This window comes from Vibrio sp. SCSIO 43155, assembly GCF_023716605.1.
Lineage (GTDB): Bacteria > Pseudomonadota > Gammaproteobacteria > Enterobacterales > Vibrionaceae > Vibrio > Vibrio harveyi.
This window is the reverse complement of record NZ_CP071852.1, coordinates 2,019,354-2,044,451: the sequence shown is the minus strand read 5'-3', so window position 1 is coordinate 2,044,451 and position 25,098 is coordinate 2,019,354. Positions and strand designations below refer to the sequence as shown.

Genomic DNA, 25,098 nt, shown 5'->3' with positions numbered 1-25,098 from the left:
ATCATGGATCGCTCTTTTGCCTCAGAAATTCAAGCTCGCATTGATAACAAAACCAAACCATTAGGCGCTCTTGGTTTGCTCGAAAAAGTGGCGCTAGAACTGGCGTTAATTCAAAGCCAAGATAAGCCTCAAGCGGTTGAAAAAATAGAAATTCGCAAACCAACCATGTTGGTATTTGCTGGTGATCACGGTATCGCCGAAGAAGGGGTGAGCATTGCGCCAAGTGCTGTGACTCAACAAATGGTGGCGAATTTTCTCGTTGGTGGCGCTGCTATTAACTGTTTCTGCGATCTCAACCAAATTGACTTTAAGGTCATTGATTGTGGCATGTTGTCACCCATCGATACCTTAGTTCCTGACTTTAAAAATCATCCCAACCTGATTGAGAAACGTCTGGGAAATGGCACGGCAAACTTTGCTAAACAAACGGCGATGTCACTAGAACAAGTCGCGCTAGGTTTAGAATATGGAGCCCAGGTCGCGCAGCAGGCGATCCTTAATGGCTCGAACTTGTTGATGTTTGGTGAGATGGGGATTGGCAATACCAGTTCGGCATCGGCATTGTTAACTGCGCTGAGTCCATTGGAAGTCGACCATTGCGTTGGCTATGGCACGGGCATTACTCAAGAGCAACTCAACCGCAAGATCAAGCTAGTCGCGCAAGGTGTGAATCGCTGTCGTGACCTTGATAGCAAAGGTGCACTGGCTCAAGTCGGTGGGTTTGAAATTGTGCAAATGATTGGCGCATTCTTAGAAGCGAAACGCCACAAAACGCCTGTTTTAGTCGACGGATTTATCGTCTCTGTAGCCGCTTATGTCGCGACTCTATTGGATGAAGAGACGCGAGATTACATGTTGTTTGCTCATAACTCAGAAGAGAATGGGCACAAGTTTGTGCTGGAATGCTTACAAGCGGAGCCTCTCTTAGATCTTGGACTGCGCTTAGGTGAAGGAACCGGAGCTGCACTTGCTTTGCCACTCGTAAAAGCGGCGACTCAGTTTTACAACAACATGGCGAGCTTTGAGAGTGCGGGAGTGACGGTTTAGTGTCTGCTTCTGATAATACACTCCATTCAGAGACTCGTTCTTTGCGCTATCAGAGTGAGCTTTTCTTGCTCGCAGTAAGCTTTTTTAGCCGTATACCTGTGCCTTCTGATTTACCTTACAGTGAAACGCGCATGAACCAAGCAGGGCGATACTTTGCTTTGGTCGGTGTGTTGCTTGGGCTACTGTGCGCAGCTGTGTTTTCACTGGCAAGTTTATTGTTCCCAAACTCAGTTGCCATCGTGTTAACCATGGCTTTTAGCTTGCTGCTTACCGGCGCGTTCCATGAGGACGGTTTAACGGATATGGCGGATGGCATTGGCGGTGGTATGACGTTAGAGCGCCGCTTAACCATCATGAAAGACAGCCGCATCGGGACTTACGGAGCGGCAACGTTAATGATGGCGCTGCTGGCGAAGTTTGTATTTTGGAGCGAGTTAGCCAATGAACCTCAGTTTTGGCTGATGATCGTCGTGGCGTTTACCGTGAGCCGAGCGTTGGCTGCCACTCTCATATATGACATGCCTTACGTTAGTGACGCGGATACCTCGAAAAGTAAACCGTTAGCGAATAAGCAATCGAGCTTGGAAGTCGCGATACTGCTCTTAACTGGTGGGGTTGTAACGTTGTTACTGGGTGTGACTCAGGCTGTTATTATTGTATTGGTATTGGCACTGTTTCGTGTCGGCTTTAAACGCTGGCTGACCAAACGTATCGGCGGATTTACTGGCGACTGCCTTGGTGCTGCGCAGCAGCTTGCAGAGTTGCTTGTTTATCTCACTCTTATCGCATTTAGTCATTCATTATGAAGCAACTTATTCTAGGTGGTGCTCGCTCAGGAAAATCGAGCTTAGCAGAGAGCAGGGCGCAACAATGGGCACAAAATAAAAACGGAACGCTTCACTATGTGGCGACGGCATTGCCTTTTGATGAAGAAATGAAGCAACGCATTGCTCACCATAGACTGCAGCGAGGGGCAGGGTGGATTGAACGTGAGTGTCCGCTTAACTTGCCTGGGCTCATTTGTGACTTTTCGTCTCAAGATGTCGTGTTAGTTGATTGCCTTACGCTTTGGCTCAACAACTGGATCTTTGAACTCGGTGATGACTGCTGTAATGAGCGGTTAGAGGAGCAAATTGAGTTGTTGGTGAATGCGGCGGCGCAATCTGACGCGACGCTGATTTTTGTCTCTAACGAAGTCGGTATGGGCATTGTGCCGCTCGGCGCTGTCAGTCGCTACTTTGTAGATAATGCGGGACGGATGAATCAAAAACTGGCGACCGTGTGTGAGCGAGTCACGTTTGTCGCTGCGGGTTTGCCGCTTGAGCTCAAACCATAGGACGGGAAGAGATGAAAACGCTGAATATCTACTTACTGCGACACGGGAAAGTGAACGCAGCCCCAGGTTTACACGGACAAGCCGATTTAAAAGTCGATGAAGCTGAGCAACGCAAAATTGCTCAAGCCTGGCAACAAACGGGTCGAGAAGTAGAAGGGATCATCAGCTCTCCTTTGTCACGTTGTCACGACCTTGCTGAGATACTTGCGGAGCAGCAACTTTTGCCTTTAAGTGTGGAATCACAACTTCAAGAATTGGATTTTGGTGATTTCGACGGCATCCCATTTGACATGCTTTCTGAGCACTGGAATAAGCTCGACGCGTTTTGGAAAGCACCGGCACAACACACCTTACCGAATGCTGAGAGCTTGGATGATTTCTCTCATCGTGTAACTTGTGCTTGGTCTCAAATCATCAACGATATCAATGACAACTTGCTAATTGTCACGCATGGTGGCGTAATTAGAATGATTCTTGCCCATGTATTGGGTGTAGATTGGCGCAATCCGCGATGGTATTCGACATTAGCGATAGGAAATGCGTCAGTAACACATATAACAATTACCATCGATGATCAGATTTACGCCTCAGTTCGTTCGATAGGCGTACCACTATTTGAAAATTAGTCACGGAAGTAGCCAACGCTTGGATCTCTACCGAGTTTAAGAGAGAAAAGAGCTGGCTCGATTACATCAAAAGGAACCATAAATGACCGCTCCTAGCTGGGATTTATCCATCGTTTATAACGATCTCGCTGACCCACGAATTCAAGATGACATTGTCCTTGTAGAGCAATGCATTGACCTACTCAATAAACAGTCTACCGATTGTAACTCTGTTGAAGTGATGCAAAACGCAATCTTAACCAGCGAGGCGGCAAGCCGTTTGGCTGGCACTATTGCGAACTTCGCTAACTGTTACGCGTCGGTGGATGCGACAAATGCAGAGGCGAAAGCACTGCTGGGTCGTATGACGCGTATTTTCTCTGAGCTTTCTCAAGCTTACAGTGCGTTTGAGCTTAAATTGACTCACGCTGATGAAGAGTTCATTACTCGCGTTTTGGATCATGAAAATCCAGACATCAGTGGTCAGGCGTTTTCAATCCTGAACTCCCGCAAACTGGCGGACACACGCTTAAGCACCGAAGAAGAAAAGCTATTAGCGGCAATGAGCGTGGATGGAAAATCTGCGTGGGGTAAGTTATACAACAACCTTACGGGTTCTTTGAAAGTGAAGCTTGACTACGCTGATGGTGAAAGTGAAGAGCTTGGCTTCTCGCAAGCAGCAAGCATTCTTTATGGCTCTGAATTTGATCGCCAAGAAGCTGCGTGGCGTGGCGTTCAAAAGGCGATGGCAACACATCAAGAATCTTTCGCTTCTATCCTTAACGCGCTTTCAGGTTGGCGTTTAACAGAGAATAAAAAGCGTTCTACCAAACGTGATGTCCATTTCCTTGATCCAAGCTTACATGGCAGCCGAATCAAAGCGGAAACGTTGGATGCCATGATGAAAGTCGCTAAAGACAGCCGTGAGATTGGTCAAAAAGCCGGTTTGTTAATGGCGAAGGTCCACGGTCTGGATGAGATGAAACCATGGAACCATCTTGCTGCGATGCCTGCTTTGAGTGGTGAAGCGAAAGTTTATCCCTTCGATGAAGCAATCGACGTCATTTGTGAAGCGTTTGAAACCGTGAATCCAGACATGTCCGAGTTTGTCCGCATGATGGTACAAAACGGCTGGATTGATGCTGCGCCTAATGCCAATAAACGCCTTGGTGCATACTGTACTAAGCTGCCGGCGACGCGTACGCCGCTCGTGTTTATGACGTGGAGTGGTAGCCGCTCAGATCTGATGACGCTGGCTCATGAGCTTGGTCATGCCTTCCACAATTGGGTGATTCGTGACTTACCGCTTTGCCAAACGTATTACCCAATGACGTTGGCAGAAACTGCTTCAATTTTCGCTGAAAACATCGTTCGTGATCATCTGATTTCAAAAGCAGAAAGTGTGGATGATAAGCTCGAAATGCTGTGGGAAGAGCTCTCTTCGGCGTTGGCGCTGATGATCAATATTCCCGTTCGTTACGAATTCGAAAAAGCTTTCTACGAGCGTCGCCAAGAGGGCGAACTGACAGCAGATGATTTCTGTGAGCTGATGTCAGAAACGTGGAAAGATTGGTATGGCGATGTGATGAGCGAAGCTGACCCTTATTTCTGGGCGAGCAAACTGCACTTCTCAATCTCTGGGGTGAGCTTCTACAACTACCCATATTTGTTCGGCTTCTTGTTCAGTAAAGGTATCTACGCTCAACGTGAAGCTAAAGGGGAGCGTTTCTACGACGATTACGTAGATCTATTACGTGACACTGGCAACATGATGGCTGAAGAGGTTGTCGAGAAGCATCTTTCAATGGATCTAACGCAACCCGAATTCTGGCAGCAGAGTGTGGAGCTAGTTCGTGACAAAGTAGACGAATTTGAACGTTTACTCGCACAACGTGGTGAATAAACGCTAAAAGTTGATCAAATCATAATGATCTTCTTTAGGGCTGTGGTAAAGTTCACAGCCCTAACACTTTGTAATTGTTTAAAAAATAAACGCCTCAATGCTTGATTTGAGTGCATGGCGCGAAAAGGTATGGGATTTTAAATAAATTTGGCGGCTTCTACTCATAAGTGGGATCGCAACAACAAAAATCCTTTGTACAATTTATTAACATACCGCCGTGCTATTAAGGAGTAACGCATGACGAAGTCTCTCTTTCGCCAATCGTTTTTAACTGACACGTTAGATGTTCATATTGATGTCGCGCCAGCGGAGCAGGTGCTGTCTAATGGTGTAAAACTTAAACTCTATCAGCGTGGTGTGCTAGAAGTGATTCCTGACGAATACACTCGGGAAACCAAGAACGTCATCATCTCTTGTGGTGTCCACGGGGATGAAACCGCACCGATGGAGCTGGTGGATTCAATTATCAAAGACATCGAATCTGGCTTCCAGAAAGTCGAGGCTCGATGCTTATTCATTATCGCTCACCCAGAATCGACTCTGGCGCACACGCGATTTTTAGAAGAAAACCTTAACCGACTGTTTGATGAGAAAGAGCACGAGCCGACCAAAGAGCTTGCGATTGCTGACACTCTCAAATTGTTAGTGAGAGATTTCTATCAAGATACTGCAGCGGAAACACGCTGGCACTTAGATTTGCACTGCGCGATCCGTGATTCAAAGCACTACACCTTTGCGGTGAGTCCGAAAACGCGCCATCCTGTTCGTAGCAAAGCCTTGATTGATTTTCTCGACAGTGCACATATTGAAGCCGTGCTACTGTCTAACTCACCAACCAGCACATTCAGCTGGTTCAGTGCAGAGAACTACGGCGCTCAAGCTTTGACGATGGAGCTTGGTCGAGTGGCTCGCATTGGTGAAAACGACTTAGACAAACTGACTGCGTTCGATTTGTCACTGCGTAACCTAATTGCAGAGGCGAAAGCGGAGCACTTGTCTAAACCATGTATCAAGTACCGTGTGAGTCGTACGATTGTACGCTTGCACGAAGATTTCGATTTCATGTTTGATGACAACGTCGAGAACTTTACCTCATTCGTTCACGGCGAAGTGTTTGGTCACGATGGTGACAAACCATTGATGGCGAAGAACGATAACGAAGCCGTTGTTTTCCCAAATCGCCACGTCGCGATTGGTCAACGCGCAGCGTTAATGGTGTGTGAAGTGAAAACGCGCTACGAAGATGGTGAGTTAGTCTACGATTAATGCCATATCGCTTTAATTTCAGCGAATAAAGCGTAAGAACACATTTGCAATTTACCGAGGCTTAACTGTAAGGTTAAGCCTCGTTTGTATTTATCGGCTACTATGGATTTTCAACAACTTATCCTGAACAAGGAACGACGCTGGCAACGCAATCTTTTGATCATGTCAGTGATTCTCGTGCTGCTCTCTGCTATCCACTTGATGGTCGGAGAGGTATTCCTTTCTCCTTTTCAGTCTCTCTCTGCATTTGAACAAAAACTCTTGTTGGATCTACGTCTGCCACGTTTGGTTTCTGCCGCCATTATCGGGGCTGCATTGGCGGTCTCTGGTGCTACCTTACAAGTTCTACTCGGGAACGTATTAGCCGAACCCGGCGTTCTCGGGATCTCGGGGGGCGCGAGTTTGGCAATGGTGCTGGTCATGTTTGCCTTGCCGGTTTTGCCTTCTCCAATGATCTTTATGTTGGCTGCCATTGCCGGTTCGATGTTGTTTACCGTCATATTGGTTGGTATCGCAAGGGCAATGCATCTTACTACCGCACGGTTGCTGCTCGTCGGCGTTGCACTGGGTATTTTGTCGAGCGCGATTGTGACGTGGGCATTCTACTTTAGCGATGACTTGAGCCTACGTCAGTTAATGTATTGGCTAATGGGCAGCATTGGTGGGGCAAGTTGGTATCAGCACACCGTGACTTTGGTCATGCTACCTGTGCTGATTTGGCTCTGCTGCAAGGGCAAACCGCTTGATAAGTTGATGCTAGGGGAAATCCATGCCACTCAACTGGGTATTGATGTTCATCAGATGCGCTGGAAACTCATTTTGGCAATTTCCATTCTCGTTGGTGGCTCCGTTGCATTGGGGGGGATCATTAGCTTTGTGGGCTTAGTCGTACCGCATCTGCTTCGATTGGCGTTTGGTACAGAAAACCGCTACCTGCTGCCTCTGTCGGCAATATCTGGCGCAGCCTTATTGGTGTTTGCGGATATCGGCGCGCGTTTGTTACTTGATTCCGCTGAGTTGCCGCTTGGAGTGATGACCACTTCTATCGGTGCTCCTATCTTCATTTGGATGCTGGTGAAAAGTCATGATGCACGTTAAGCACATCGCAGTGGGAAGCCGACTGCTACCGCTCTCCTTTGAATGTAAGCCGGGTGAGGTTGTCCATGTCGTGGGTCCAAACGGCTCCGGGAAAAGCACATTACTTGGTGCGATATCTGGTACCTTAACTCAGCGTGAAGGCGTGAGTGGGGAAGTACTTGTCGACAATAAAAACTTACTAGCAATGCCACTTTCAGAACAAGCGCATATCCGTGGGTATTTGTGTCAGCAATCAAGACCTGCATTCAATGTTGATGTCTTTCAATACTTAGCACTTTCATTGCCAACTGGTGCCAATATCAGCTACGCGAAAGTACGAGATGCCGTTAATATTGTTATTGAGCTAGTACAACTGCAAGACAAGCTTCATCGAAGTATTCAGACATTATCCGGCGGTGAATGGCAGCGTGTCCGTTTAGCCGGAGTGTGTTTGCAAGTGTGGCGCACAATTAACCCTTACTCTCAGCTATTGATTTTGGATGAACCCGCAGCGCCGCTGGATATTGCCCAAGAAGGACTGCTATATCAGCTCATTAATGCCGTCGCTGCGCAGGGGATTGGGGTGTTGGTCGCAAACCACGACCTAAACCGAACGCTTAAACACGCTGATAAAGTCTTGCTGCTCAATAACGGCGTATTGCATTCTTTAGGTCATGCAGATGAAGTACTCACGGAAGAGGGCTTGGCAGAAGTTTTCCAAACTCAAGTTCGTAAAGTCGTATTGGAAGATAGACCCTATTTGATTTTTGATTAACTTGAATTCGCAGCTAAAAACCGCCGTGTTGATATCAAACAGAGCACGCTAAAAAGTGTCAATCTGGTTGTAAGACTGTGATGTTCAATGCCAATACTAAGCTGCAATTAGCCGTTTTCTCTAACACTCTTTTCGTGCAAGTGATTATTTTAGCAGTTGCAGTGATATTTCGAGCGATTCCATTTTTATACGCTTCTAAGCCATTTCTTATTTGAAGGCTGATCTCAATTGCCTATAAAGTTGATAGTGAAACATAAAGATGAAAGACATCAAAACAAAGGTACTTTCAAACCATATTCATTTAATGGTCATGTGAACTATAACTCAATGGACGAACCCAATTTAGAATCAGCCCGTTTAACGGAAAAGACTGAAGACCTACGAAAACGAAACCAAATACCTTTTAAATTTGATGGTGAACCAGTTGGGGAGCTGGCAGGTCGCTTCGAACACTGGCTCCCAGGTAAGGAATTTGAGGTCATGGCTGCGGTCAACAACTTCGCTATGTCATTGAATGCTCGGGGGAAGGTAATCGCAGACATGACAGAGCTGGTTTGTGTGACTGATAATTTACCACTAGCAAACTTTGATTATTGGGAGAGGCTTATTCGCTCACAGTTTTCAAAAGTGGTATCAGACACGAAACACGCTTCACAAATGTGCACTTGGTTGGATTTAATTAGTGCTGATGGACGCAAACGAGAGAATACGCTCAGAACGTTGTGTGGTGGTGCGCCTAATGCATTTTTTCTTTGTATGGCGCTACGCAGACTCAATGATTGGGCACCTCAAGTTCGCCAAGCCGCCAAAGAGCAATTAGCGAAGATAGCAAAGCACAGTGATCCTCAAGACGTTGCAAATGCGACAAGCGTAGTCCTTGTTCATTGGAACTCTTGGGGACGAATCGATGAGACGGAAAAGCAAGTATTGCTGAATATAATAAGCAGACCCCAGGTAGCAAACGCTATTGTCGCCAAATTGATGAACTCTTCTTGCGGTCCCATGCCCTCGTTATTTTCTCAGTTAAGTCGGACCAACATTTTAGATACGCATCTAACTAACATCGCGAAGAGTGCTATTCAACCTTGTATAAGAGCCAAGGCTTTTCGTGCTCTTTTCGAAAAACGGCTTACATGGACTCATGGTCGAGAGTGGGTTTGGACAGATATTCGTTACTGTGAAGGGCAGTTCAAGCCCATCGTCTACGAACGGCAGATTAGTGTCTCCCTTTCATCTGCCGAGTTATTAAACCGCTCAGCACACGACGCTTCTCCTATTGTTCGCAGAGTTGCAGCTGAGTTCCTTATTCGAGAGTTAGAGTCTCTTGGTAGTAAGGCAAAGAGATACGCACAGGGATTTTCAGCAGATAAATCAAACTCTGTCTCCGAGCGAGGTAGGTTTGCACTGAAGATGTTAAGCAAGACATAAAAGTGCAGCTCTTAGAAAACAAGTTATACGAAAAACTAGATGGTAATAATGTAAGGGGGTGCATATTAATGTCAGCTTAGCCACAGTGATTAAAAGTAGGTTATTACTCTTTGCTTTTCTTCTTTATCCGACGGTATCACCAGCTAAAAGCTCAGAGATACATCTTTTACTTAACTGGATGATAGATAACCATCAAACGATCGAAACCACGCTTAAAGATAGTAACCCATCTACATTAGTACCAACCATCTTCACTTTAACTGAAATCTGGAAACGTCGTGATGGAGCGCTTTCTGGGGAGGTGTCCCCATTAATTCTGAAGGCATTAATTGCGGACCCTTACACCACCTTATTGTTACTTTCGAAACAGCCTCTATCATTCGACAATTGGCTTGATGAGTTGGAAGGAATGGCATTTACCGCCTATGACACTAACGACAAAGCGGGACTTGAAACGTTAAGAGTCGATGTAATGCAGTCGCTCAGGTCGATTTCTGAAGCTAACGAAGGAAAGTTAACTTTGATGGCATCCCAACTTATCAATAGATTAAGTCACATTGAAATACGGGATATTCACTAAATCATGTAGGACACAGCTCTTGTTGCGCCTTTACGAATATACAAGGAGGAAGAGTGATAAGACTCATTGCTTTACTAAGTTTAGGGTTGGCATTTTCAGTGCAAGCGGAGAGAGGGCTCTCACCCAAAGTCGAACAACCGTTGCTTCAATTTGCACAAGCAAATTGTTTATATCAGTATTTTTCATACAAAAATTATGATTTAAAAGATATAAGAAGCATCTCGGCAGGTATTGTACAGATGAGCCATATTCCCGCAGATAAATTCGTTGAAGTTAATGAATTAGTTCGTAACTATGAGCCCCAGATTCAGTATAAGAAAGAGACGTCGCCTCTACTTGTGAAGTGTTTTACTTTAGAAAGCGACCCTGCTTTTTTGAAAAAACTGAGCCGCGTTTCGGAGCGTGATTAAGATAAGAGACCTTTTCTTATTTTAGAGTTTTGGTTAAAACGGAAGAAAAGCTGGATCAAGATAAACAGGCAAGCACAATAACGAAACCTAAAAGAGGTTTATGCGAGCTTTGAAATGGCATAGAACAAGAAGAAAATTTACTTGCGTTGACTTGGAGAAAGGAATGAAAAAATACGTGATTGTGGCTCTAACGAGTTTGTCATCTATGGCATTTGCTCAAGAAGAAGCGATAGATTGTAATAACGCGGTCAGTACCCTAGAGATTAATCAGTGTGCAGCCATTGAGTTAGAGGCTGCTCAAAAGCAACTAAATAAGTATTTGGAAACGAGTTTCGAACATAATTCTTATGATCCTGAGCTGATTAAAGCGATTCAAGTTGCACAAAAAGATTGGCAAGCGTATGTGACGTCGCATTGTGATTCGGTATATACGCAGTGGCGTGAAGGGACAATTCGTGGCGTGATGGCTATTTCCTGCGAAACTCAATTAACTCAACAAAGAACTCACGAAATTTGGCAAAACTTCTTAACCTACATGGATAGTACGCCACCGGTTTTACCCGAACCAAATGTTGAGTAGTGTTACTTAAACGCAGATAGATTCATTTTTTAAAACGCGTCAACGTACTTAACCTCAACACGGCTTCTATCACGCTAAACGGTATAGCGGATGAGAGATGCTGTTTAGCCCACTCAGGCAGTAAATGGGAAGTGTTTTATGCCAAAGAGGGCAAATGTGATTCAGAACCTGAACGCAGGGCATTTTGCGGGTAAATTTAGCTGTAAGTTTCTTCTCTTGTTGGAGAGCTAGCACTTCTTTTGAGGACCGATAGCATGTTCCAAAGTCTCCTTCTAACTGAGATCCTTAAATCTGAGCTGAAAAACAACAATTTAATTGTTGAAACAACGAGTTGGCCGCCAAAATGCAATAAGCTCATTGTATTGCAATATCGGTTTTCCAAATCATATACTTTGGTCAATTATCGAGAATTGGAAGATGGGCATTATTGGTTCGCAGAGTACATTGATGGTGACGAATGTTTGGCATGTCGCTTTGATATTCTTTAGCATCATTCTTTTGAATCATGTATTTCAAGCTTATGGCATTTAATAGAGAAGGAGTTCATTTGACGATTCCTACCTTGTACATTTTTTCTGGTCTTCCTGCGTCTGGTAAGTCGACGTTAGCAAAGCTATTAGCCGCAAGAGTTGGCGCGATGTATGTACGCGTCGATACTATAGAGCAAGGTCTACGTGATTTGTGTCATTTCAAGGTTGAAGGTGAGGGTTATCGGCTAAGTTACCGGATCATCCGAGATAACCTTGAACTTGGGTTGAGTTGTATCGCTGACTCTTGTAACCCCATAGAGCTTACACGGCATGAATGGCAGCAAGTGGCAACAAGCATGTCTGCTCACTTTGTTAACATAGAGATAAGTTGCTCGGATGAGAATGAGCATAAACAACGTGTTGATTCTCGTAAGAATGAAGTTGAGAACCTGCAGCTACCGAATTGGCAACAAGTAAAAGCTCGTCACTACGAGGCTTGGAAGACGGAAGTCGTCAAGATTGATACGGCAGCAGACAGTATCGAAACGTCGTTTGCCAAATTGGTCGAAAAGCTTGGTATTTGAATTTAGCATTCCTTTTATGATGGAGATTCGCCATGCACAAGCGAGATAATGGTCTCGATGCCCAGGGCTTTATCCGCAATGACTGTTCACCAGAAAATATTCAAATAGAGTTCCAACCAGTTGTTGAGGTCGTTGTTGGTGAGTTGATAACGCAACTTCCAAAACAAATAGATGGTATCTACTTGTACGGCAGCGTTCCCAGAGGCACAGCAATGCTGGGGCACTCAGATCTCGATGTTTCCGTAATACTGACCGCACCGGTGAGTCAAAATGAACTGGGCATATTCAACAAACTGTCTTCAAGCATCCCCAAAGCTTATCCGCAAATAAGCAAACTTGATATTGACCCAGGTGAGCGTCATCGTGTTCTAGACCCAAAAGAAAAATACCATTGGCAATTTTGGCTCAAACACTGTTGCTGCTGCATTTGGGGAAATGATTTATCAAAAGAGCTTGTGTCACATAAACCCAGCTTTGAAATCGCTGAAGCTCTCAATAGTGACCTCGCGGTTTTTTTGGAGCAAATGAGTGGTCGTTTTGCGCAAATGAGTGACAAAGCGGTAGCAAAAGTGATTGGTAAGAAGTTGATAAGAGCTGCCTACTATTTTGTCGCTGAGAAGGACGGCAGTTGGTATATCAACTTGCCTGAATGTGTCGAAGTAGCGAGAAAATACTACCCAAATCAACATCAAGATATTGATCTTGCTTACCAATGTGCAATAGGCAACATAGCGTCCAAAATAGATGCCATCGCACTTTATCAGCGGTTAAGTCAATACATCAATGCTAGGGCTTTGCAAAGTTGATTGTTTATCAAGAACGCTCAGAATAAAAAAACGCCCACAATATCGAGTATTGTGGGCGCTGAATTTCATCTGTTGTACCTAATCGACGACTTATTGTGTAAGCGGCTTAAGGTCTGCAGGACGGTAGTAAACCGATTTTAGAACCTTACCTTTACGTACCGTTTTGCCTTCAGATACAAAATCTTCTGCGCATTTCGCAATGATGTATTCGCCTTTTTGAACCGCCATCAGCTTAATGCCTTGTTCAGCGTAGAACGCTTCTGTTTCTGCATATTCTTGCTCGTTACGGCACACTTTGCTCATGTTGCTTGAGTGCACTTCGTCCCAGCAAGGGATAAAGTCGATACCACGGTTCACCGCTACGTTAAGCAGTAGATCGATCAGGTAGCTGATCGCTAGGTTATCTTCAACTTTGCTGTCACCAAGGTGTACTAGACGACCCATTAGAACGTAAACGCTGTCAATGATTGCGTCTGCTTGCTCGGTTTTGCAATCCGCTTCCGCTAGTTCAGTAAGCTCTTCGATCGCAAGAGAAGTGTGTAGTGTATCTGCTTGTGCGTCTAGGCTTGCAATATCCGCCACTGGTAGGTCGAAAGTGCTACGGAACTCGGTGATGTCACGGTATAGGTGATCAAAAATCTCTTGGGTTAGCTTTGACAGTTGCATTCTAATGTCCATTGAATCGATTGAAGTTGCAATCATATCAAACCGAACTTTAATCCCCAAGCGATCCCATTCTAACTGGTTAGAATTCTGTCTCTTGGGGAGTGAGTCTTAGCGAAATAGGTAAGGGAAGAGCTTCTTACGTTCTTCCTCTGAAAGCGCTGAAACACGTGCAATATTGGTATCTGGAATGGACTCTGGATCAGGGTAGTGCTTAAGTACCTTTTCCATGCTCTCCTCACGGATCAAATGAAACACTGGGTATGGAGAGCGATTCGTCAGGTTCTCATCATCTTCTGGTTCTGTACCGCCAAAGCAGTAATCTGGATGGAAGGTGGCAACTTGGAAAATGCCTTCCCAATCTTGCTGTTTGATCAAACCTTCAACCCAATCAATGAAGAAGTTGTAATCCCAGAAATCTTGCAGCATGTTTGGAACCACAACCAAGGTTGTCTCCAATTTTTCTGGCTCGGTATTACTGAGTTCGATCAGTTGCAGCAAAATGTCTTCAAGTAGACCTTCTTCTTGCGAGGCTTCACTAACGAAGATTTTGATTTGTTTATTGCGCTGTGGCTTAGCGGCGAACGGGCAGAGATTTAACCCGATCACGACATCATTGAGCCATTGATCGACTTGCTCTGTGATCGCATTGATATCGGTGTTTGGTGATTCTTGTGTTGAGCGCGTTGGCATACGACTTTCTTGCTTTTATGAATGTAGCGCAAGCATAGCAGACCAACGCCACAACATAAAATCAATAGGGCGTAACGCCTTGCTAAGCAGTTATATCTGCGTTATCGCCAGCGTCAATTCGCTCTGTAATGTGTTTTAAGAATGCGATAGCAGCGAACATGGCAATGTACAGTGTGCTACCGCCAATTAGTACACTCGACCAACCGCCGTTTTGCCAGCAATAGAGCAATAGGAATCCACCTAAACTGCCGCCAATATAGTAATGCACGAGATACAATGCGGTCGCCGTCGCTTTTGCTTGTGTTGCGTTTTGTCCAACCCAGCCGTAAGCAAGTGTGTGAGTGAAGAAGGCGCCGAAGCTGATCAACAGCAAGCCTGTCAGCATCGCAGGTATGCTTTCAATCACCGCAATCCACATGCCAGCCATACTGACGATAGAGCCTAAAAACATGCCAAGTATCGGTGAAAAGCGTTTACTCCAATGTCCGGCACAACGGGAAGAAAACGTACCACCCAAATAGCAAACAAATATGAGAGAAGCTAACCCGACTGGCACATTATGTGGCGCACTGACCAAGCGGAATCCCATTACCGAATAAAGATTAACGAACAACGCAAAGTTCAAACCGCCAATCAGCATGGCAAACCACACACGTTGATTTTTGAAGTGTCCGATAATAGCTCGATTGTGATGCCTTAAACTGCTCGAAGAAGGGGTGAAGTTTTTCTGTTTTGGCAGCAAGTAATGCACGCTGACCACACCGATAAGGGTGAATAGCATCATGACTTCGATGGCGACATCGATGCTGAAGTTGTCTGCCAACAAACCTCCGCTGATACGCCCTGCGATCCCTCCCAATGAATTGGCTGCGATATAAGTACCGATCGCCATTGAAAATGCGTGTTTATCTAGCTCTTCCGCCATATAAGCAACGGCAACAGCAGCAAACGCGGCAAGCGCAACACCGATCAAAGCGCGACAAACCACTAAGAACAAAAACGAATCGCCAAGCAGCATTAATGCGGAGATAGCAGGGATCGAAAACAGACCAAACATCATTACAGGTTTGCGCCCAATCGATTCAGAGAGCACAGCCATCGGGACCAAGCTAAAGGAGAGAGCCAGTGTGGTGGCGGCGAATAGCCAGTTGACCTGCGTTTCCGAGATCTGAAAGTGCGCCGCAAAGCTTGGCAGCATCGGCTGAAGGAGATATAGGTTCGAGAAAACCAAAAACGAGCCGAGTGCCAGAGATAGCGTAATGCGTTTGTATTCCGGAGTGCCGAAACTGACCATGAGTCCTGCCTAATGCGAGCGAGCAAATATAAAGAAACTGTGATCAATCTATCAGTTAGTTGTGGATTGAAAAAATATATTAAAAATATGGTTGGTATATATTTTTGATCTAATGGAATCGAAACAACTCAAACACTTTTTGGCGGTCGCGAAACACGGCAACATTACTCATGCAGCTAAGGCTTTGCACATTGCTCAGCCAGCGTTAAGCATTTCAATTAAGAAGTTCGAACAGTCTCTTGGCGTGACGCTGTTTCGCCGAGAAGAAAAGAAAATCAGCTTAACCAAAGAAGGGGAAACCCTGTTGGTTCACGCTAAACGAGTGATTCAGCAACTACACGATGCGCAGCTAGCGATTGATGAACTCAAAGGTTTAGCCAAAGGGGAAGTGCGCCTTGGTACGCCTTCAATGATGGGCAGCTATTTTTTCCCTCGAATTGTCATGGCGTTTAAGAGCCAGTATCCAGATTTAAAGCTGACGCTGGTGGAGGCGGGCACTCAGTCTATCCGTCGAATGTTACTTAATGGTCAGCTCGATATTGGCGTGATCAGCTGTGACGATGTACCAGAGGACTTAGAAACTGACCATCTGTTTACTAGCCAAATGGTTGCCGTTGTGGCTCCGGAACATGATTTAGCTCAGCGTAATGCCATCACATTTGATCAGTTTTTCGAGCATGATTTGGTGATGTTCCAACATGGCTACTTCCACCGAGAATTCTTAGACCACGTCAGTGAAGAGCATGGCTTTACGATGAAGTCCTCATTCGAAACCAACTTGCTGCCACTCATTCTGAGTATCGTTAAACAAGAATTTGCTATTACTGCGCTCCTAGAATTGGTGACACAACATGAACAGGGTGTGGTGGGTATTCCATTTGAACCGAGCGTTAAGCTCGACCTTGCACTCGCGTGGCGAAAACAAGGCTATCTATCCATTGCCGACCGTACTTTTATTGATTTTGTGAAGCGGTATGTTTGATTTGCATCCAATTAAAACCAAACTGTTCAATGGAAAGCCTCCCTTTAATTGGGAGGCTTTTCTTTTTTATGCAGTTATCTCTTTCTCATTAAGTGGTATCAATACCCCAAGAGCCACCATGGCAGCGCCGCCAATTACGGTGAACAATACCCGCTGGGAAAATATCAACTCAGCCATTTCCGGATTAAAAGGACCTACCGATACAGTAAGAATAAGCAGCATGATACAAGCCGTGGCAATGGTGTAGTTGTGTTCGAGATACACAAGGATGCCGTATAACGAAGCGATGACCAAAACCCACATGGTTATTGTCATTGCCATGTCGGAGTTGAACGAGCCCAATAGCAATCCCACAGGCAAATAAACTAATGCGCCAAGCAAGGTTCCGTTCAAACGTTGCCAAGCTTTCGGTGCTAAATCTTTGCTGAACGGGCTGTGGATCATCATAAATAGGTAAGCACCTAAAACGGCTCCTGTGCCACCCCATATACCTAGCGACAGCACCAAGCCAATCCCTAGCGCCTTGCGGCTGGAGTACTTGAGATCAACACGACTAATTTTATGTGTGGTGCTCATCGAGCCATTCTGGGTGTTGGCGTTTTTCCAAACCAGCGTACTAGCAATGATCGCCACAGTGATGCCAAGCACAACCGATACTGAACGTTGAAGCATAAGTTCTGTGGCTGGGATATCTACCGGCATCATCATCGATAACAACATAAACGTCAGCGGCAGAATGTACTTTGGTACTCCTTGGTGGTGTTTATCGCGCTCTGTTATGACGAGTAAGAAGGCAAACAGCGCACTAGTAAAAGGCGCATAAGTGATAGGCACCATGGAAAGTGGTACCGCAGTTAATGTCATGACCAAAGGATGAAGGCTACCTAGCAGGGTGTCTTTTGTCGTACTGAATTTGAGATTGTATAGGTAGTGGATGATTCCCACTTCCACCGCCACAAAAGCTTCTCCGACATCATAAAAATACGCACTGATGATAAGCAGCACGATAGAAAGCAAAAACATGCGGTTGCCTAGCACAAGGTAAGGCTTTGGCGGGATGAATTTTTGAGCGAGTGAATCGAGCATGGCGTATTTCCCATCCTTCAGTGAATAACAATATGGAAGGTATGAGATTACCAATTTGATGAAATATTCATTGCCAGTTTGCGACAATAGTGATGAAAGCTTGAGCAGCATAAAGTGCCCAAGCTTAATGCGACTACGCGGTCTTCTTGTCGCGAGATTCGAAGAAATAGGTCACAAATACCATGTAGGCAACGACCAACACTAACTGCCATATCCGAACGTAAAACTTATCGTCTAGCGCACCGCTGCTCATGGAGGTACCCATTAACACCATAAAGCCCGTAAATGCAGTGGCGTAGACTGGGGCTTTGGCGGGCTCGGTGTAAATCTTGGTCCCAAGTAACGTAATAACCACCAACATCACTAGCATGTAGATGTACATATTTGGCACCAGAGAAATGGTAACGAAAGCGGCGAAAGCGAGTAGTCCTCCTAACACATTACTGATAACAAAAAACAATGATGTTTTGCCCGCTTTGTCGCTGGTTGCCATCAGAGAAAGCAGCATGACAAACGCAACGGTGAGTAATATTTGCGACAGTTGGAAATAGAAATAAAAACAAACCAAGGGAAACGACATCATCCAAGCTCGAATCGCAGCATTCCAACGAACTCCTTGAGTTAGAGGGGAGGGAGGGAAGCCAGCAAATTCAGTCGCATCCTCTTCTGGGAAGTAAACATGCGACACCCCGTAAAGCGCTACGGCGACGATACCAGAAAACGCAAAACCGATGCCCACGTCTAACGCGGCTTGCTTGTCTATAATGGTAACCGATGGAATCAAAATTAGGGCAATCATCAAGAAAGTGGCAAACATTACCCATTTTGGATCGGTAAATAGGTAATAGCTCCACAACATGCCCAACGACAGTACAGCCAGAAAACCTATTTTGTACTCTGGCAAGCCGCTCGATACCAAAAAGCCAATGACCGCGGTGGAGATCAACGCATAGCCAAGTTGTTTGACATGCAGGATATGAAACTGGGGTTTATCGACGATGAATTTTGCCGTCAAAAGAGGCGTACAAAATGCCAAAGACCAGTTAAACCATAACGCGATAAAAGTAGCCAAACCTACGGTGACAACATAGCGCAGTATTCGACGTTCTTGTGCTTGACTCAGACTATCTAACATAAGAGAACACGCTCACTAGATTGATCCAAACCTTACCCAGAAAGTTAAATAGAGCGTTGCTCTCTGTGTAGATCACCACATCTGCTTGTCCACCGATGCGCATGAAGTCAGCCGCATGTTTATCATCGAGCTTAATGGTCACGGGCATACGTTGTGTATCGCGCAGCCAACCATTTTGATTTTTCACGGTGGCTAAGGTGCCTGGCTGATTATTCGCGCCCCATGCAACCCCTAAATCTACTGAAGATACTGTGCCAGAGAAGGTTTGTCCGGGAGCATAATCGAGTGCAATTTCAACTTTATCTCCGGCGTTAATGTTGCCCATGCTGTTTTCGCGGAAGAAGGCTTCAAGCCATAAGCCGTCGCTTTCAACAAACGTCATCAAAGGAGAACCTGCTGTGGCATAAGCGCCTTGAGACAAATTAAAATTGGTCACAGCGCCATCAGAAGGTGCTCGCATTGTCGTGCGTGATAAGTTCAGTTGCGCTTGTTGCAGTTCTAGTAAAGCCGATTGGATCTGAGCGTTCTCTTCACCTGCCGCTCCCACCTGAGCTTTTGCTTTTTCTAGGTTCGCTTTGGCGTTAACGACATCGGCATTCGCTTTATCAATGGCTGCGCGAGTCGTATCTGCATCTGATTTTGAAACCACGCCTTTTTCTGCCATGGCTAAAACTCGTTGCCCTTGGCGTTTAGCATTTTCTTGGGCCACGAGCGCGGTGGTCAATTGAGCTTGTGCTGACATCACACCTGCCATTTGCGAGCCAACATTCTGTCCTGCGATCTTGAGCTTTACTTCTGCTTGCTTGACCGCAATCTGGTGATCGGTGGTATTGATTTGCAGTAGCACATCGCCTTTTTTGACTTCGGTATTTGGTTTAATGCTGATGCTGTCTACTTGGCCAGAAACTTGTGGGATCAATGAGACGACATTGCCTTCCACACGGACATTATCGGTTGTCGGAATGATGCGATCTGCCACTATCGCTGTACCAATGGACACCATAGTGAGTGCCAATAATGCATTGGTTGTGCGCTTGACCTTATTAACCGGTTGCGGCGTCTGGCTTACTTGGTTTTCTGCTGCTGTCTCTGACATATAAACACTCACTAATGATGAAGAAAGATGGTCAGAGTTCTCCATCGACGCAAGCTAGGCGCGAATTAAACTGAGACCAGTTCGTTTGAGCGTTAAAATACAATGTGTAAGGAAGTAAAAATTGCCATTATGCGACATTCGGAAATTTTGCAGAGTAGTGGTTTGAATAAGAGCGACAGACAAAGAAATAGGGCGGGCAGATAGAAAAAGAGCCTCTCTTTGGAGAAGCTCTTTAGGGTAGAGATAACGTGACTAAGTGATCAAACAAATTGATTAATATGTCACTTAGTTGCTGTACATTTTTTCAAAGTTCTTTGGATTCCAGCCAATCATGACTCGATCGCCAATCTTCAGTACAGGTACAGAACGAGCCCCCAGTGCATCGAGCTCTTTGCGTCCGCGTTGCATTTTTGCATTGCACAAGCGGTAGTTAATATTTTTCGAATCAAGATAACGTTGAGCATCTTTGCAGTGCGGGCATTTGTCTTTGACGTAAAGAACGACACGTTTCATTCAATTTCTCTCCATTATCGTCGGGAGGCGAAGTTTAGCGAGGTTTTGCAACAAAGGAAAGCTCGAAACCCAAGATGAAACTCTTGCTTATCTCAGGTATATTTAGCGCCTTTCTTTTGTCATAGTAGACTTAATACGCATGCATCCGTCACTTCGATACATTCAAGGTTATCCGCAGAACATTGTCGAGCAAGTCAGTTCACTCATCGACAGTGGTAAACTGGTGCCTTGGTTCGAAAAACGCTACCCAGATAGACACCAAATCAAAAGCGAAAAGGCGCTCTACGAGTACGCAATAGCAATCAAAAACCGCTACATGAAGAAAGCCGCGCCAATTAGCAAAGTGGTCTACGATAAGAAAATTCACGCCGTCAATAATGCACTTGGTTTGCATAGCGTGATCAGCCGTAACCATGGTGGCAAGCTAAAGTCTAAGAATGAGATTCGCATTGCGAACGTGTTTAAAGATGCACCTGAAGCGTTATTACGCATGCTGGTGGTGCATGAGTTGGCACATACTCGTGAGAAAAACCACGACAAAGCCTTTTACCAACTGTGCTGTTATATGGAACCTGAGTATCACCAACTCGAATTTGATGCTCGTCTGTTTATGATTTACCTCGATTTAAAAGCGAATTCGAATGAAGACCAATAATCACAACGCGAAACAAGCTCAGCCAAAATCGGCGAAGTCTAAGCCGAGCAAAGAAATCGCCAAGATCAAACCAAAGCGTGTGAAAAATAAGCCGACAGCAAAAGCTACAAAAAGCACAGATCTGAAAACTAACGCCGCGAACAAAAGCAGCGATGTGGAAGTGATCAAAACTGCCAAAAATGGATTGCATGAACGTAATGCACATCGAGGTCGCTACGATTTCAAAAAGCTAATCACAGCAGAGCCTCAGCTCAAATCATTTGTGATAAAGAATCCGAAAGGGGAAGACTCAATCAACTTCTCTGATCCAAAAGCCGTCAAGATGCTCAATAAAGCATTGCTGGCGGCGCATTATGATATTGAATACTGGGATATTCCTGATACTTACTTATGTCCGCCCATTCCTGGGCGTGCGGATTACGTTCATCGCGTAGCAGAGTTGCTTGATAGTGAAGTAAAAGGCAAATATGCACACCATAAGGTGCGAGCACTTGATGTGGGTGTAGGGGCAAACTGTATTTACCCAATCGTAGGTGTGACTCAATATGGATGGCATTACACTGGTAGCGATGTTGACGCAACATCGATTGAATCAGCACGAGCAATCACAGAGCGTAATGCCTCGTTAAACGGTAAGATCGAACTGGTACAACAAACCAGCGAGTCCAATATTTACCGTGGTATTATCCAACCAAACGATTGCTACGATATTACGACTTGTAACCCGCCATTTCACCGTTCAGCTGAAGAAGCGGCGATGGGCAGTCAGCGTAAGCTGGATAATTTAAAAGTGAATCAGCGTAAGAAGGGGGTGAAGGTTCAAGCTAATCAAGCGAAAACGCCTCAAGTAAAAGCCAATAAACCCGCGCTTAACTTTGGTGGGCAAAATGCTGAGCTATGGTGTGAAGGTGGTGAAGCTGCTTTCATCCGTAAGATGGCGAACGAAAGCCAAGCATTCAGTGCACAAGTGCTCTGGTTTACCACGTTAATCTCAAAGAAAGAAAATGTTCGTCCGATGCGCAAACAACTTGAAAAGTTGGGTGTAAAAGCGATCCGAATCGTGGAAATGAGCCAAGGACAAAAAGTCAGCCGTTTTATCGCTTGGTCCTACATGGACAAATCGCAGCGTAAAGCGTGGATTGAATTAAAGTAGTTATCCAGCAAAGCTGTTCAAATAATTAAAAAATAGCACCACTTTGTTGGTGCTATTTTTTAACAAGAAATTCATTAATTTAATAATTATAACAAGTTTATTTTCTCTTTATGTCAAATTATATGGTAGGGCTATCAAGTTAAAATAACATGGGGTACTATCCAGTAAAGAAATAATATTTATATATGCCCAGCGATGTCCGATAACGAACTGATCATCTTCCCTTGGAATCACAATTTTGAGACAGGGATGAAAAAGATTGATGAACAACATTACCATCTATTTTTATTGGTGAATAAATTAGCTAATACGTTGATTTATGATGACCAGATTGAAGTAGACGGCGTATTTAGTGAGTTAAAAGACTATGCTCAATATCACTTTTCATATGAAGAAAGTGTATGGAATGAATACTTTTCTGATGATATTTGGAATGATGAGCATAAGAAGAGCCATGCCTCTTTTGTTGATGAAGTCATAAAAATCCAAGCGGAGTCGAAAGATCTCAATTGGCAAGAATCTATTGAGCATATCCTACAGTTCTTAGTGCGTTGGCTCGTGTTCCATATTATTGGCGACGATAAAAAAATGAGCGTGGCAGTAAGAGAGTTGGAGTCGAGTGACTCTTTAGAGACGGCGAAAGTGAATGCTGTCGACACTTTGCAAGGTATCAATGGCTTGGTCGCCGATACTGTACTTAAAATGTATTTTGAGGTATCAAGTCAATCTATTGAATTAGTGAGAGAAAAGCATCGTCGCTTTGTTGCTGAGAAAGAATTGAGATGTCTCAATAAAAAGCTGCAAGAACTCGCTATTACTGATGAATTATCGGGTCTGTACAATCGCCGATACTTCAATATCATGACGCCAGATATTCTTAATAAAGCACAAGACACTAACCAACTCGTCAGCTTTGTATCCATTGATTTAGATTACTTTAAACAACTAAATGATCAGTTTGGTCATCTAAAAGGGGATGAAGCGATCACCAAAGTAGGCGCATTGTTGTCTGCTCACTTTAATGACCTCGATGACATCGTGTTTAGAATTGGTGGGGAAGAGTTTCTAGTTGTAATTGTAGGGTCTGAACATAAAACCTCAATCAACCGCGCAGAGGCGTTTAGAAAAGCCACAGCCGAGCTTTCTATTATTTGTGAAACCAGTGCTCAAAGTCACATATTAACCAGTTCAATTGGTGTGTTCACTCAGTGTCCAGAACCGAATTTGGATATTCGTTATTACTTAGATAAAGCAGACCAGTGCTTATATAAAGCAAAACTCAATGGTCGAAATATTGTCATCGCAGACGAGATATAAACGATATTAACTGCGGTGAATTAAAAGTAGCTAGTTGTCGATTTTAAATTCGATAATTAATATTAAATTGAAAATCAATATAAAATCGATTGAAGTTCAATAATAATCATATTAATTTTTTTTATTGGTGAGTTGTGCGACATATTTTAATAGGTCGCCGTCAATGTCAGGCAGTCCGTCAGAGAAGAAAATTTGTGCTCCTGGAGTACAACGCATTAATACGTTGGTGAGTTCACCATCATCATTAGAAGTATTGATCGCATTGAGCTTAACCAGCTTGTTGTAAACTTCTTCTTCTAGTTGTTGGCGCTGTGCGCTGGTCAAACGAATACGACCGACACAAATCCCCGGATTTACCTCGTGAGATAAGGATTCTTTTTGGAAGCGTTCACGAAATAATGAGTCGAGTTCAGAGCCTTCTTCCATCAAAAAGCGTCGCCCAGAACGGTAGAACAACCCATCACCAAAATCTTCAACATAACCTAGCATTTCCGCGATGCGCAGATAAAAACGCAGACTGGTTTCTGATAGCTGATAGGTTTTTGCAATATCCTTCGGAGCAAGGTTACGAGACGTCACCATATAGATAAAGTCGAGAAGGTAGGGGTGTTCAAGAAATAACGCGCTTTGCTCTTCTGTCAGCATTTGTTCGTTCTCATGCTGAAGCTGATTGGCGAGGTTGGCTAGCTCAATAAGATCGGTGTTTAAATAGTTGAGATAGACAAGGATTTTATCCAAGCCCAAAGAAGGATTATGAAGGTGGCGTTTGATGCTCGACAAGGGAATACCGCTTTTCTCCGACAAAGAGCTGTAGCACAGCCCCTCATCTTTGATCTTTTGTCGCAGCGCCGCTAATAGAAATTTAGGTCCGACATTCATTTCTTAACACCACCTTAACTGCTGAGCTTATTTTGATGTGTTCTGTTGTTCCAACAACAAGTTACGAATGGCGGTGCCAGCTTCCAAAATGTGTTTTTTCAGCAGATACTTAGCGCCGTCCACATCGCGGTTTTGACACATTTCGAACAAGGTCAAATGCTCTTGCTCTGCCTTTTGAATGCCCGTCGTGAACAGCAGTTGCATGCGAATGTAGCGGTCGCACTTAGTGTTGAGGCTGTAAATCACATCCATGGTTTCTGGCATGTTTGCTGGGGCATACAGCGCTTTATGGAATTCGTAGTTGTAGTTGCTCCATTCTTCTACTTCATCGCCGCTGTTGACTACCGCTTCAAAACGTTCACGGACTTCACGTGCGCGTTCGAGATCCTCGTCAGTCATGTTCTGAATCGCACGCTCTAAAATGTGGCATTCCACTACGGCGCGCAGTTCGAACAACTCGTCGATTTTATCTGGAGAGAGCTCGGTTACTGTTGCCCCTTTATGAGGCTCAAAGCTCACTAATCCTTGTGCTTCCAATTGCACTAACGCTTCACGAACGGGAATACGGCTAACATTAAACTCTTTTGCCAACGCGTCCTGACGTAAAGGTTGACCAGTTTTTAACTCACCCTTGAGGATCTGAGTTCGAATCGCTTCCTCAACCAGTTGAGTGCGGGTCTTAAAAACAGGTTTTTGTGACATTGAAGTCTCCCGTCAAAAATAAATATTGTATCCAATTTCTTTAGTTTATTGTTTTTCTGGATT

27 protein-coding genes are annotated in these 25,098 nt (G+C 44.7%); 18 read left to right on the top strand and 9 right to left on the bottom strand.

Annotated elements, in window-relative coordinates:
- The first annotated feature begins 3 nt into the window (after positions 1 to 3).
- The 14 genes from cobT (at position 4) to J4N44_RS09105 (ending at position 12,867) form a co-directional block, all read left to right on the top strand.
- The gene (cobT, locus tag J4N44_RS09170) at positions 4 to 1,047 is read left to right on the top strand and encodes a nicotinate-nucleotide--dimethylbenzimidazole phosphoribosyltransferase (RefSeq protein WP_252044312.1); all 1,044 of its coding nucleotides are present in this window, start codon (positions 4 to 6) and stop codon (positions 1,045 to 1,047) included.
- A complete protein-coding gene (locus tag J4N44_RS09165) occupies positions 1,047 to 1,853 on the top strand; it encodes an adenosylcobinamide-GDP ribazoletransferase (RefSeq protein WP_252044310.1) in 807 nt (268 codons plus the stop codon). Before cobT ends, J4N44_RS09165 begins: the two co-directional genes overlap by 1 nt.
- Positions 1,850 to 2,383, top strand: coding sequence for a bifunctional adenosylcobinamide kinase/adenosylcobinamide-phosphate guanylyltransferase (cobU, locus tag J4N44_RS09160; RefSeq protein WP_252044308.1), 534 nt, complete (start codon positions 1,850 to 1,852; stop codon positions 2,381 to 2,383). The genes J4N44_RS09165 and cobU overlap by 4 nt, the downstream gene beginning before the upstream one ends.
- A gap of 11 nt (positions 2,384 to 2,394) precedes the next feature.
- Complete coding sequence (gene cobC / locus J4N44_RS09155; RefSeq protein WP_252044306.1) at positions 2,395 to 3,009, top strand: alpha-ribazole phosphatase; 615 nt, start codon at positions 2,395 to 2,397, stop codon at positions 3,007 to 3,009.
- An 82-nt stretch (positions 3,010 to 3,091) separates the two neighbouring features.
- The gene (locus tag J4N44_RS09150) at positions 3,092 to 4,891 is read left to right on the top strand and encodes a M3 family oligoendopeptidase (RefSeq protein WP_252044304.1); all 1,800 of its coding nucleotides are present in this window, start codon (positions 3,092 to 3,094) and stop codon (positions 4,889 to 4,891) included.
- 237 nt (positions 4,892 to 5,128) lie between these two features.
- Positions 5,129 to 6,157 carry a succinylglutamate desuccinylase gene (locus J4N44_RS09145; protein ID WP_252044301.1) on the top strand — a complete coding sequence of 343 codons (1,029 nt, stop codon included), beginning with the start codon at positions 5,129 to 5,131 and terminating at the stop codon, positions 6,155 to 6,157.
- 102 nt (positions 6,158 to 6,259) lie between these two features.
- Positions 6,260 to 7,255 carry a vitamin B12 ABC transporter permease BtuC gene (gene btuC, locus J4N44_RS09140; RefSeq protein ID WP_009697375.1) on the top strand — a complete coding sequence of 332 codons (996 nt, stop codon included), beginning with the start codon at positions 6,260 to 6,262 and terminating at the stop codon, positions 7,253 to 7,255.
- Positions 7,242 to 8,009, top strand: coding sequence for a vitamin B12 ABC transporter ATP-binding protein BtuD (btuD, locus tag J4N44_RS09135; protein WP_252044299.1), 768 nt, complete (start codon positions 7,242 to 7,244; stop codon positions 8,007 to 8,009). The genes btuC and btuD overlap by 14 nt, the downstream gene beginning before the upstream one ends.
- A gap of 246 nt (positions 8,010 to 8,255) precedes the next feature.
- Complete coding sequence (locus J4N44_RS09130) at positions 8,256 to 9,437, top strand: hypothetical protein (RefSeq protein WP_252044298.1); 1,182 nt, start codon at positions 8,256 to 8,258, stop codon at positions 9,435 to 9,437.
- 58 nt (positions 9,438 to 9,495) lie between these two features.
- A complete protein-coding gene (locus tag J4N44_RS09125) occupies positions 9,496 to 10,017 on the top strand; it encodes a hypothetical protein (RefSeq protein WP_045452642.1) in 522 nt (173 codons plus the stop codon).
- A 53-nt stretch (positions 10,018 to 10,070) separates the two neighbouring features.
- Positions 10,071 to 10,427 (top strand): hypothetical protein, encoded by a 357-nt coding sequence (locus J4N44_RS09120; RefSeq protein WP_017190311.1) that lies wholly within the window; start codon positions 10,071 to 10,073, stop codon positions 10,425 to 10,427.
- 163 nt (positions 10,428 to 10,590) lie between these two features.
- Positions 10,591 to 11,007, top strand: a complete 417-nt coding sequence (locus tag J4N44_RS09115) for a lysozyme inhibitor LprI family protein (RefSeq protein ID WP_009697380.1) — start codon at positions 10,591 to 10,593, stop codon at positions 11,005 to 11,007.
- A 547-nt stretch (positions 11,008 to 11,554) separates the two neighbouring features.
- Positions 11,555 to 12,061, top strand: coding sequence for a P-loop nucleotide/nucleoside kinase family protein (locus J4N44_RS09110; protein ID WP_009697382.1), 507 nt, complete (start codon positions 11,555 to 11,557; stop codon positions 12,059 to 12,061).
- A gap of 32 nt (positions 12,062 to 12,093) precedes the next feature.
- Positions 12,094 to 12,867 (top strand): nucleotidyltransferase domain-containing protein, encoded by a 774-nt coding sequence (locus J4N44_RS09105; RefSeq protein WP_252044296.1) that lies wholly within the window; start codon positions 12,094 to 12,096, stop codon positions 12,865 to 12,867.
- A 90-nt stretch (positions 12,868 to 12,957) separates the two neighbouring features.
- On the opposite strand, the gene J4N44_RS09100 is transcribed toward J4N44_RS09105, so the two are convergent.
- From J4N44_RS09100 to J4N44_RS09090, 3 genes are all read right to left on the bottom strand, one after another.
- A complete protein-coding gene (locus J4N44_RS09100; RefSeq protein WP_252044294.1) occupies positions 12,958 to 13,533 on the bottom strand; it encodes a nucleoside triphosphate pyrophosphohydrolase family protein in 576 nt (191 codons plus the stop codon).
- 108 nt (positions 13,534 to 13,641) lie between these two features.
- Positions 13,642 to 14,223, bottom strand: a complete 582-nt coding sequence (locus J4N44_RS09095; protein ID WP_199478990.1) for a DUF1415 domain-containing protein — start codon at positions 14,221 to 14,223, stop codon at positions 13,642 to 13,644.
- An 82-nt stretch (positions 14,224 to 14,305) separates the two neighbouring features.
- Complete coding sequence (locus J4N44_RS09090) at positions 14,306 to 15,517, bottom strand: MFS transporter (protein ID WP_017190306.1); 1,212 nt, start codon at positions 15,515 to 15,517, stop codon at positions 14,306 to 14,308.
- Positions 15,518 to 15,629: 112 nt separating this feature from the next.
- Here J4N44_RS09090 and J4N44_RS09085 point away from each other — a divergent pair, with 112 nt between their 5' ends.
- Positions 15,630 to 16,499, top strand: a complete 870-nt coding sequence (locus J4N44_RS09085; RefSeq protein ID WP_239923461.1) for a LysR family transcriptional regulator — start codon at positions 15,630 to 15,632, stop codon at positions 16,497 to 16,499.
- A 66-nt stretch (positions 16,500 to 16,565) separates the two neighbouring features.
- Here the strand turns inward: J4N44_RS09085 and J4N44_RS09080 are convergent, their stop codons facing one another.
- The 4 genes from J4N44_RS09080 to J4N44_RS09065 form a co-directional block, all read right to left on the bottom strand.
- On the bottom strand, positions 16,566 to 17,585 hold the full coding sequence (locus tag J4N44_RS09080; RefSeq protein ID WP_239923462.1) for an FUSC family protein: 1,020 nt from the start codon (positions 17,583 to 17,585) through the stop codon (positions 16,566 to 16,568).
- 133 nt (positions 17,586 to 17,718) lie between these two features.
- On the bottom strand, positions 17,719 to 18,720 hold the full coding sequence (locus tag J4N44_RS09075; protein ID WP_252044292.1) for a DUF2955 domain-containing protein: 1,002 nt from the start codon (positions 18,718 to 18,720) through the stop codon (positions 17,719 to 17,721).
- The gene (locus J4N44_RS09070; RefSeq protein WP_252044289.1) at positions 18,710 to 19,816 is read right to left on the bottom strand and encodes an HlyD family secretion protein; all 1,107 of its coding nucleotides are present in this window, start codon (positions 19,814 to 19,816) and stop codon (positions 18,710 to 18,712) included. The genes J4N44_RS09075 and J4N44_RS09070 overlap by 11 nt, the downstream gene beginning before the upstream one ends.
- Before the next feature lie 285 nt (positions 19,817 to 20,101).
- The gene (locus tag J4N44_RS09065; protein WP_005439862.1) at positions 20,102 to 20,329 is read right to left on the bottom strand and encodes a glutaredoxin family protein; all 228 of its coding nucleotides are present in this window, start codon (positions 20,327 to 20,329) and stop codon (positions 20,102 to 20,104) included.
- Positions 20,330 to 20,468: 139 nt separating this feature from the next.
- Between J4N44_RS09065 and J4N44_RS09060 the strand changes: the two genes are divergently transcribed.
- From J4N44_RS09060 to J4N44_RS09050, 3 genes are all read left to right on the top strand, one after another.
- Complete coding sequence (locus J4N44_RS09060) at positions 20,469 to 20,984, top strand: M48 metallopeptidase family protein (protein WP_005427832.1); 516 nt, start codon at positions 20,469 to 20,471, stop codon at positions 20,982 to 20,984.
- Entirely contained in the window at positions 20,971 to 22,137 is a 1,167-nt protein-coding gene (gene rlmF, locus J4N44_RS09055; RefSeq protein ID WP_252044287.1) for a 23S rRNA (adenine(1618)-N(6))-methyltransferase RlmF, read from the top strand. The genes J4N44_RS09060 and rlmF overlap by 14 nt, the downstream gene beginning before the upstream one ends.
- Positions 22,138 to 22,332: 195 nt before the next feature.
- Complete coding sequence (locus tag J4N44_RS09050) at positions 22,333 to 23,454, top strand: GGDEF domain-containing protein (protein ID WP_017190301.1); 1,122 nt, start codon at positions 22,333 to 22,335, stop codon at positions 23,452 to 23,454.
- A gap of 111 nt (positions 23,455 to 23,565) precedes the next feature.
- On the opposite strand, the gene J4N44_RS09045 is transcribed toward J4N44_RS09050, so the two are convergent.
- Positions 23,566 to 24,333 (bottom strand): transcriptional regulator, encoded by a 768-nt coding sequence (locus tag J4N44_RS09045; protein WP_187992938.1) that lies wholly within the window; start codon positions 24,331 to 24,333, stop codon positions 23,566 to 23,568.
- A 27-nt stretch (positions 24,334 to 24,360) separates the two neighbouring features.
- Positions 24,361 to 25,035, bottom strand: a complete 675-nt coding sequence (locus tag J4N44_RS09040; RefSeq protein WP_005439897.1) for a GntR family transcriptional regulator — start codon at positions 25,033 to 25,035, stop codon at positions 24,361 to 24,363.
- Positions 25,036 to 25,098 lie beyond the last annotated feature (63 nt).

What these genes read in the sequence shown, in the direction of transcription:
- cobT (WP_252044312.1), top strand. Translation starts at nt 4, where the DNA reads ATGGATCGCTCTTTTGCCTCAGAAATTCAAGCTCGCATTGATAACAAA.
- cobU (WP_252044308.1), top strand. Translation starts at nt 1,850, where the DNA reads ATGAAGCAACTTATTCTAGGTGGTGCTCGCTCAGGAAAATCGAGCTTA.
- cobC (WP_252044306.1), top strand. Translation starts at nt 2,395, where the DNA reads ATGAAAACGCTGAATATCTACTTACTGCGACACGGGAAAGTGAACGCA.
- J4N44_RS09150 (WP_252044304.1), top strand. Translation starts at nt 3,092, where the DNA reads ATGACCGCTCCTAGCTGGGATTTATCCATCGTTTATAACGATCTCGCT.
- J4N44_RS09145 (WP_252044301.1), top strand. Translation starts at nt 5,129, where the DNA reads ATGACGAAGTCTCTCTTTCGCCAATCGTTTTTAACTGACACGTTAGAT.
- btuC (WP_009697375.1), top strand. Translation starts at nt 6,260, where the DNA reads ATGGATTTTCAACAACTTATCCTGAACAAGGAACGACGCTGGCAACGC.
- btuD (WP_252044299.1), top strand. Translation starts at nt 7,242, where the DNA reads ATGATGCACGTTAAGCACATCGCAGTGGGAAGCCGACTGCTACCGCTC.
- J4N44_RS09115 (WP_009697380.1), top strand. Translation starts at nt 10,591, where the DNA reads ATGAAAAAATACGTGATTGTGGCTCTAACGAGTTTGTCATCTATGGCA.
- J4N44_RS09105 (WP_252044296.1), top strand. Translation starts at nt 12,094, where the DNA reads ATGCACAAGCGAGATAATGGTCTCGATGCCCAGGGCTTTATCCGCAAT.
- J4N44_RS09100 (WP_252044294.1), bottom strand. Translation starts at nt 13,533, where the DNA reads ATGCAACTGTCAAAGCTAACCCAAGAGATTTTTGATCACCTATACCGT.
- J4N44_RS09095 (WP_199478990.1), bottom strand. Translation starts at nt 14,223, where the DNA reads ATGCCAACGCGCTCAACACAAGAATCACCAAACACCGATATCAATGCG.
- J4N44_RS09090 (WP_017190306.1), bottom strand. Translation starts at nt 15,517, where the DNA reads ATGGTCAGTTTCGGCACTCCGGAATACAAACGCATTACGCTATCTCTG.
- J4N44_RS09085 (WP_239923461.1), top strand. Translation starts at nt 15,630, where the DNA reads ATGGAATCGAAACAACTCAAACACTTTTTGGCGGTCGCGAAACACGGC.
- J4N44_RS09080 (WP_239923462.1), bottom strand. Translation starts at nt 17,585, where the DNA reads ATGCTCGATTCACTCGCTCAAAAATTCATCCCGCCAAAGCCTTACCTT.
- J4N44_RS09075 (WP_252044292.1), bottom strand. Translation starts at nt 18,720, where the DNA reads ATGTTAGATAGTCTGAGTCAAGCACAAGAACGTCGAATACTGCGCTAT.
- J4N44_RS09070 (WP_252044289.1), bottom strand. Translation starts at nt 19,816, where the DNA reads ATGTCAGAGACAGCAGCAGAAAACCAAGTAAGCCAGACGCCGCAACCG.
- J4N44_RS09065 (WP_005439862.1), bottom strand. Translation starts at nt 20,329, where the DNA reads ATGAAACGTGTCGTTCTTTACGTCAAAGACAAATGCCCGCACTGCAAA.
- J4N44_RS09060 (WP_005427832.1), top strand. Translation starts at nt 20,469, where the DNA reads ATGCATCCGTCACTTCGATACATTCAAGGTTATCCGCAGAACATTGTC.
- rlmF (WP_252044287.1), top strand. Translation starts at nt 20,971, where the DNA reads ATGAAGACCAATAATCACAACGCGAAACAAGCTCAGCCAAAATCGGCG.
- J4N44_RS09050 (WP_017190301.1), top strand. Translation starts at nt 22,333, where the DNA reads ATGTCCGATAACGAACTGATCATCTTCCCTTGGAATCACAATTTTGAG.
- J4N44_RS09045 (WP_187992938.1), bottom strand. Translation starts at nt 24,333, where the DNA reads ATGAATGTCGGACCTAAATTTCTATTAGCGGCGCTGCGACAAAAGATC.
- J4N44_RS09040 (WP_005439897.1), bottom strand. Translation starts at nt 25,035, where the DNA reads ATGTCACAAAAACCTGTTTTTAAGACCCGCACTCAACTGGTTGAGGAA.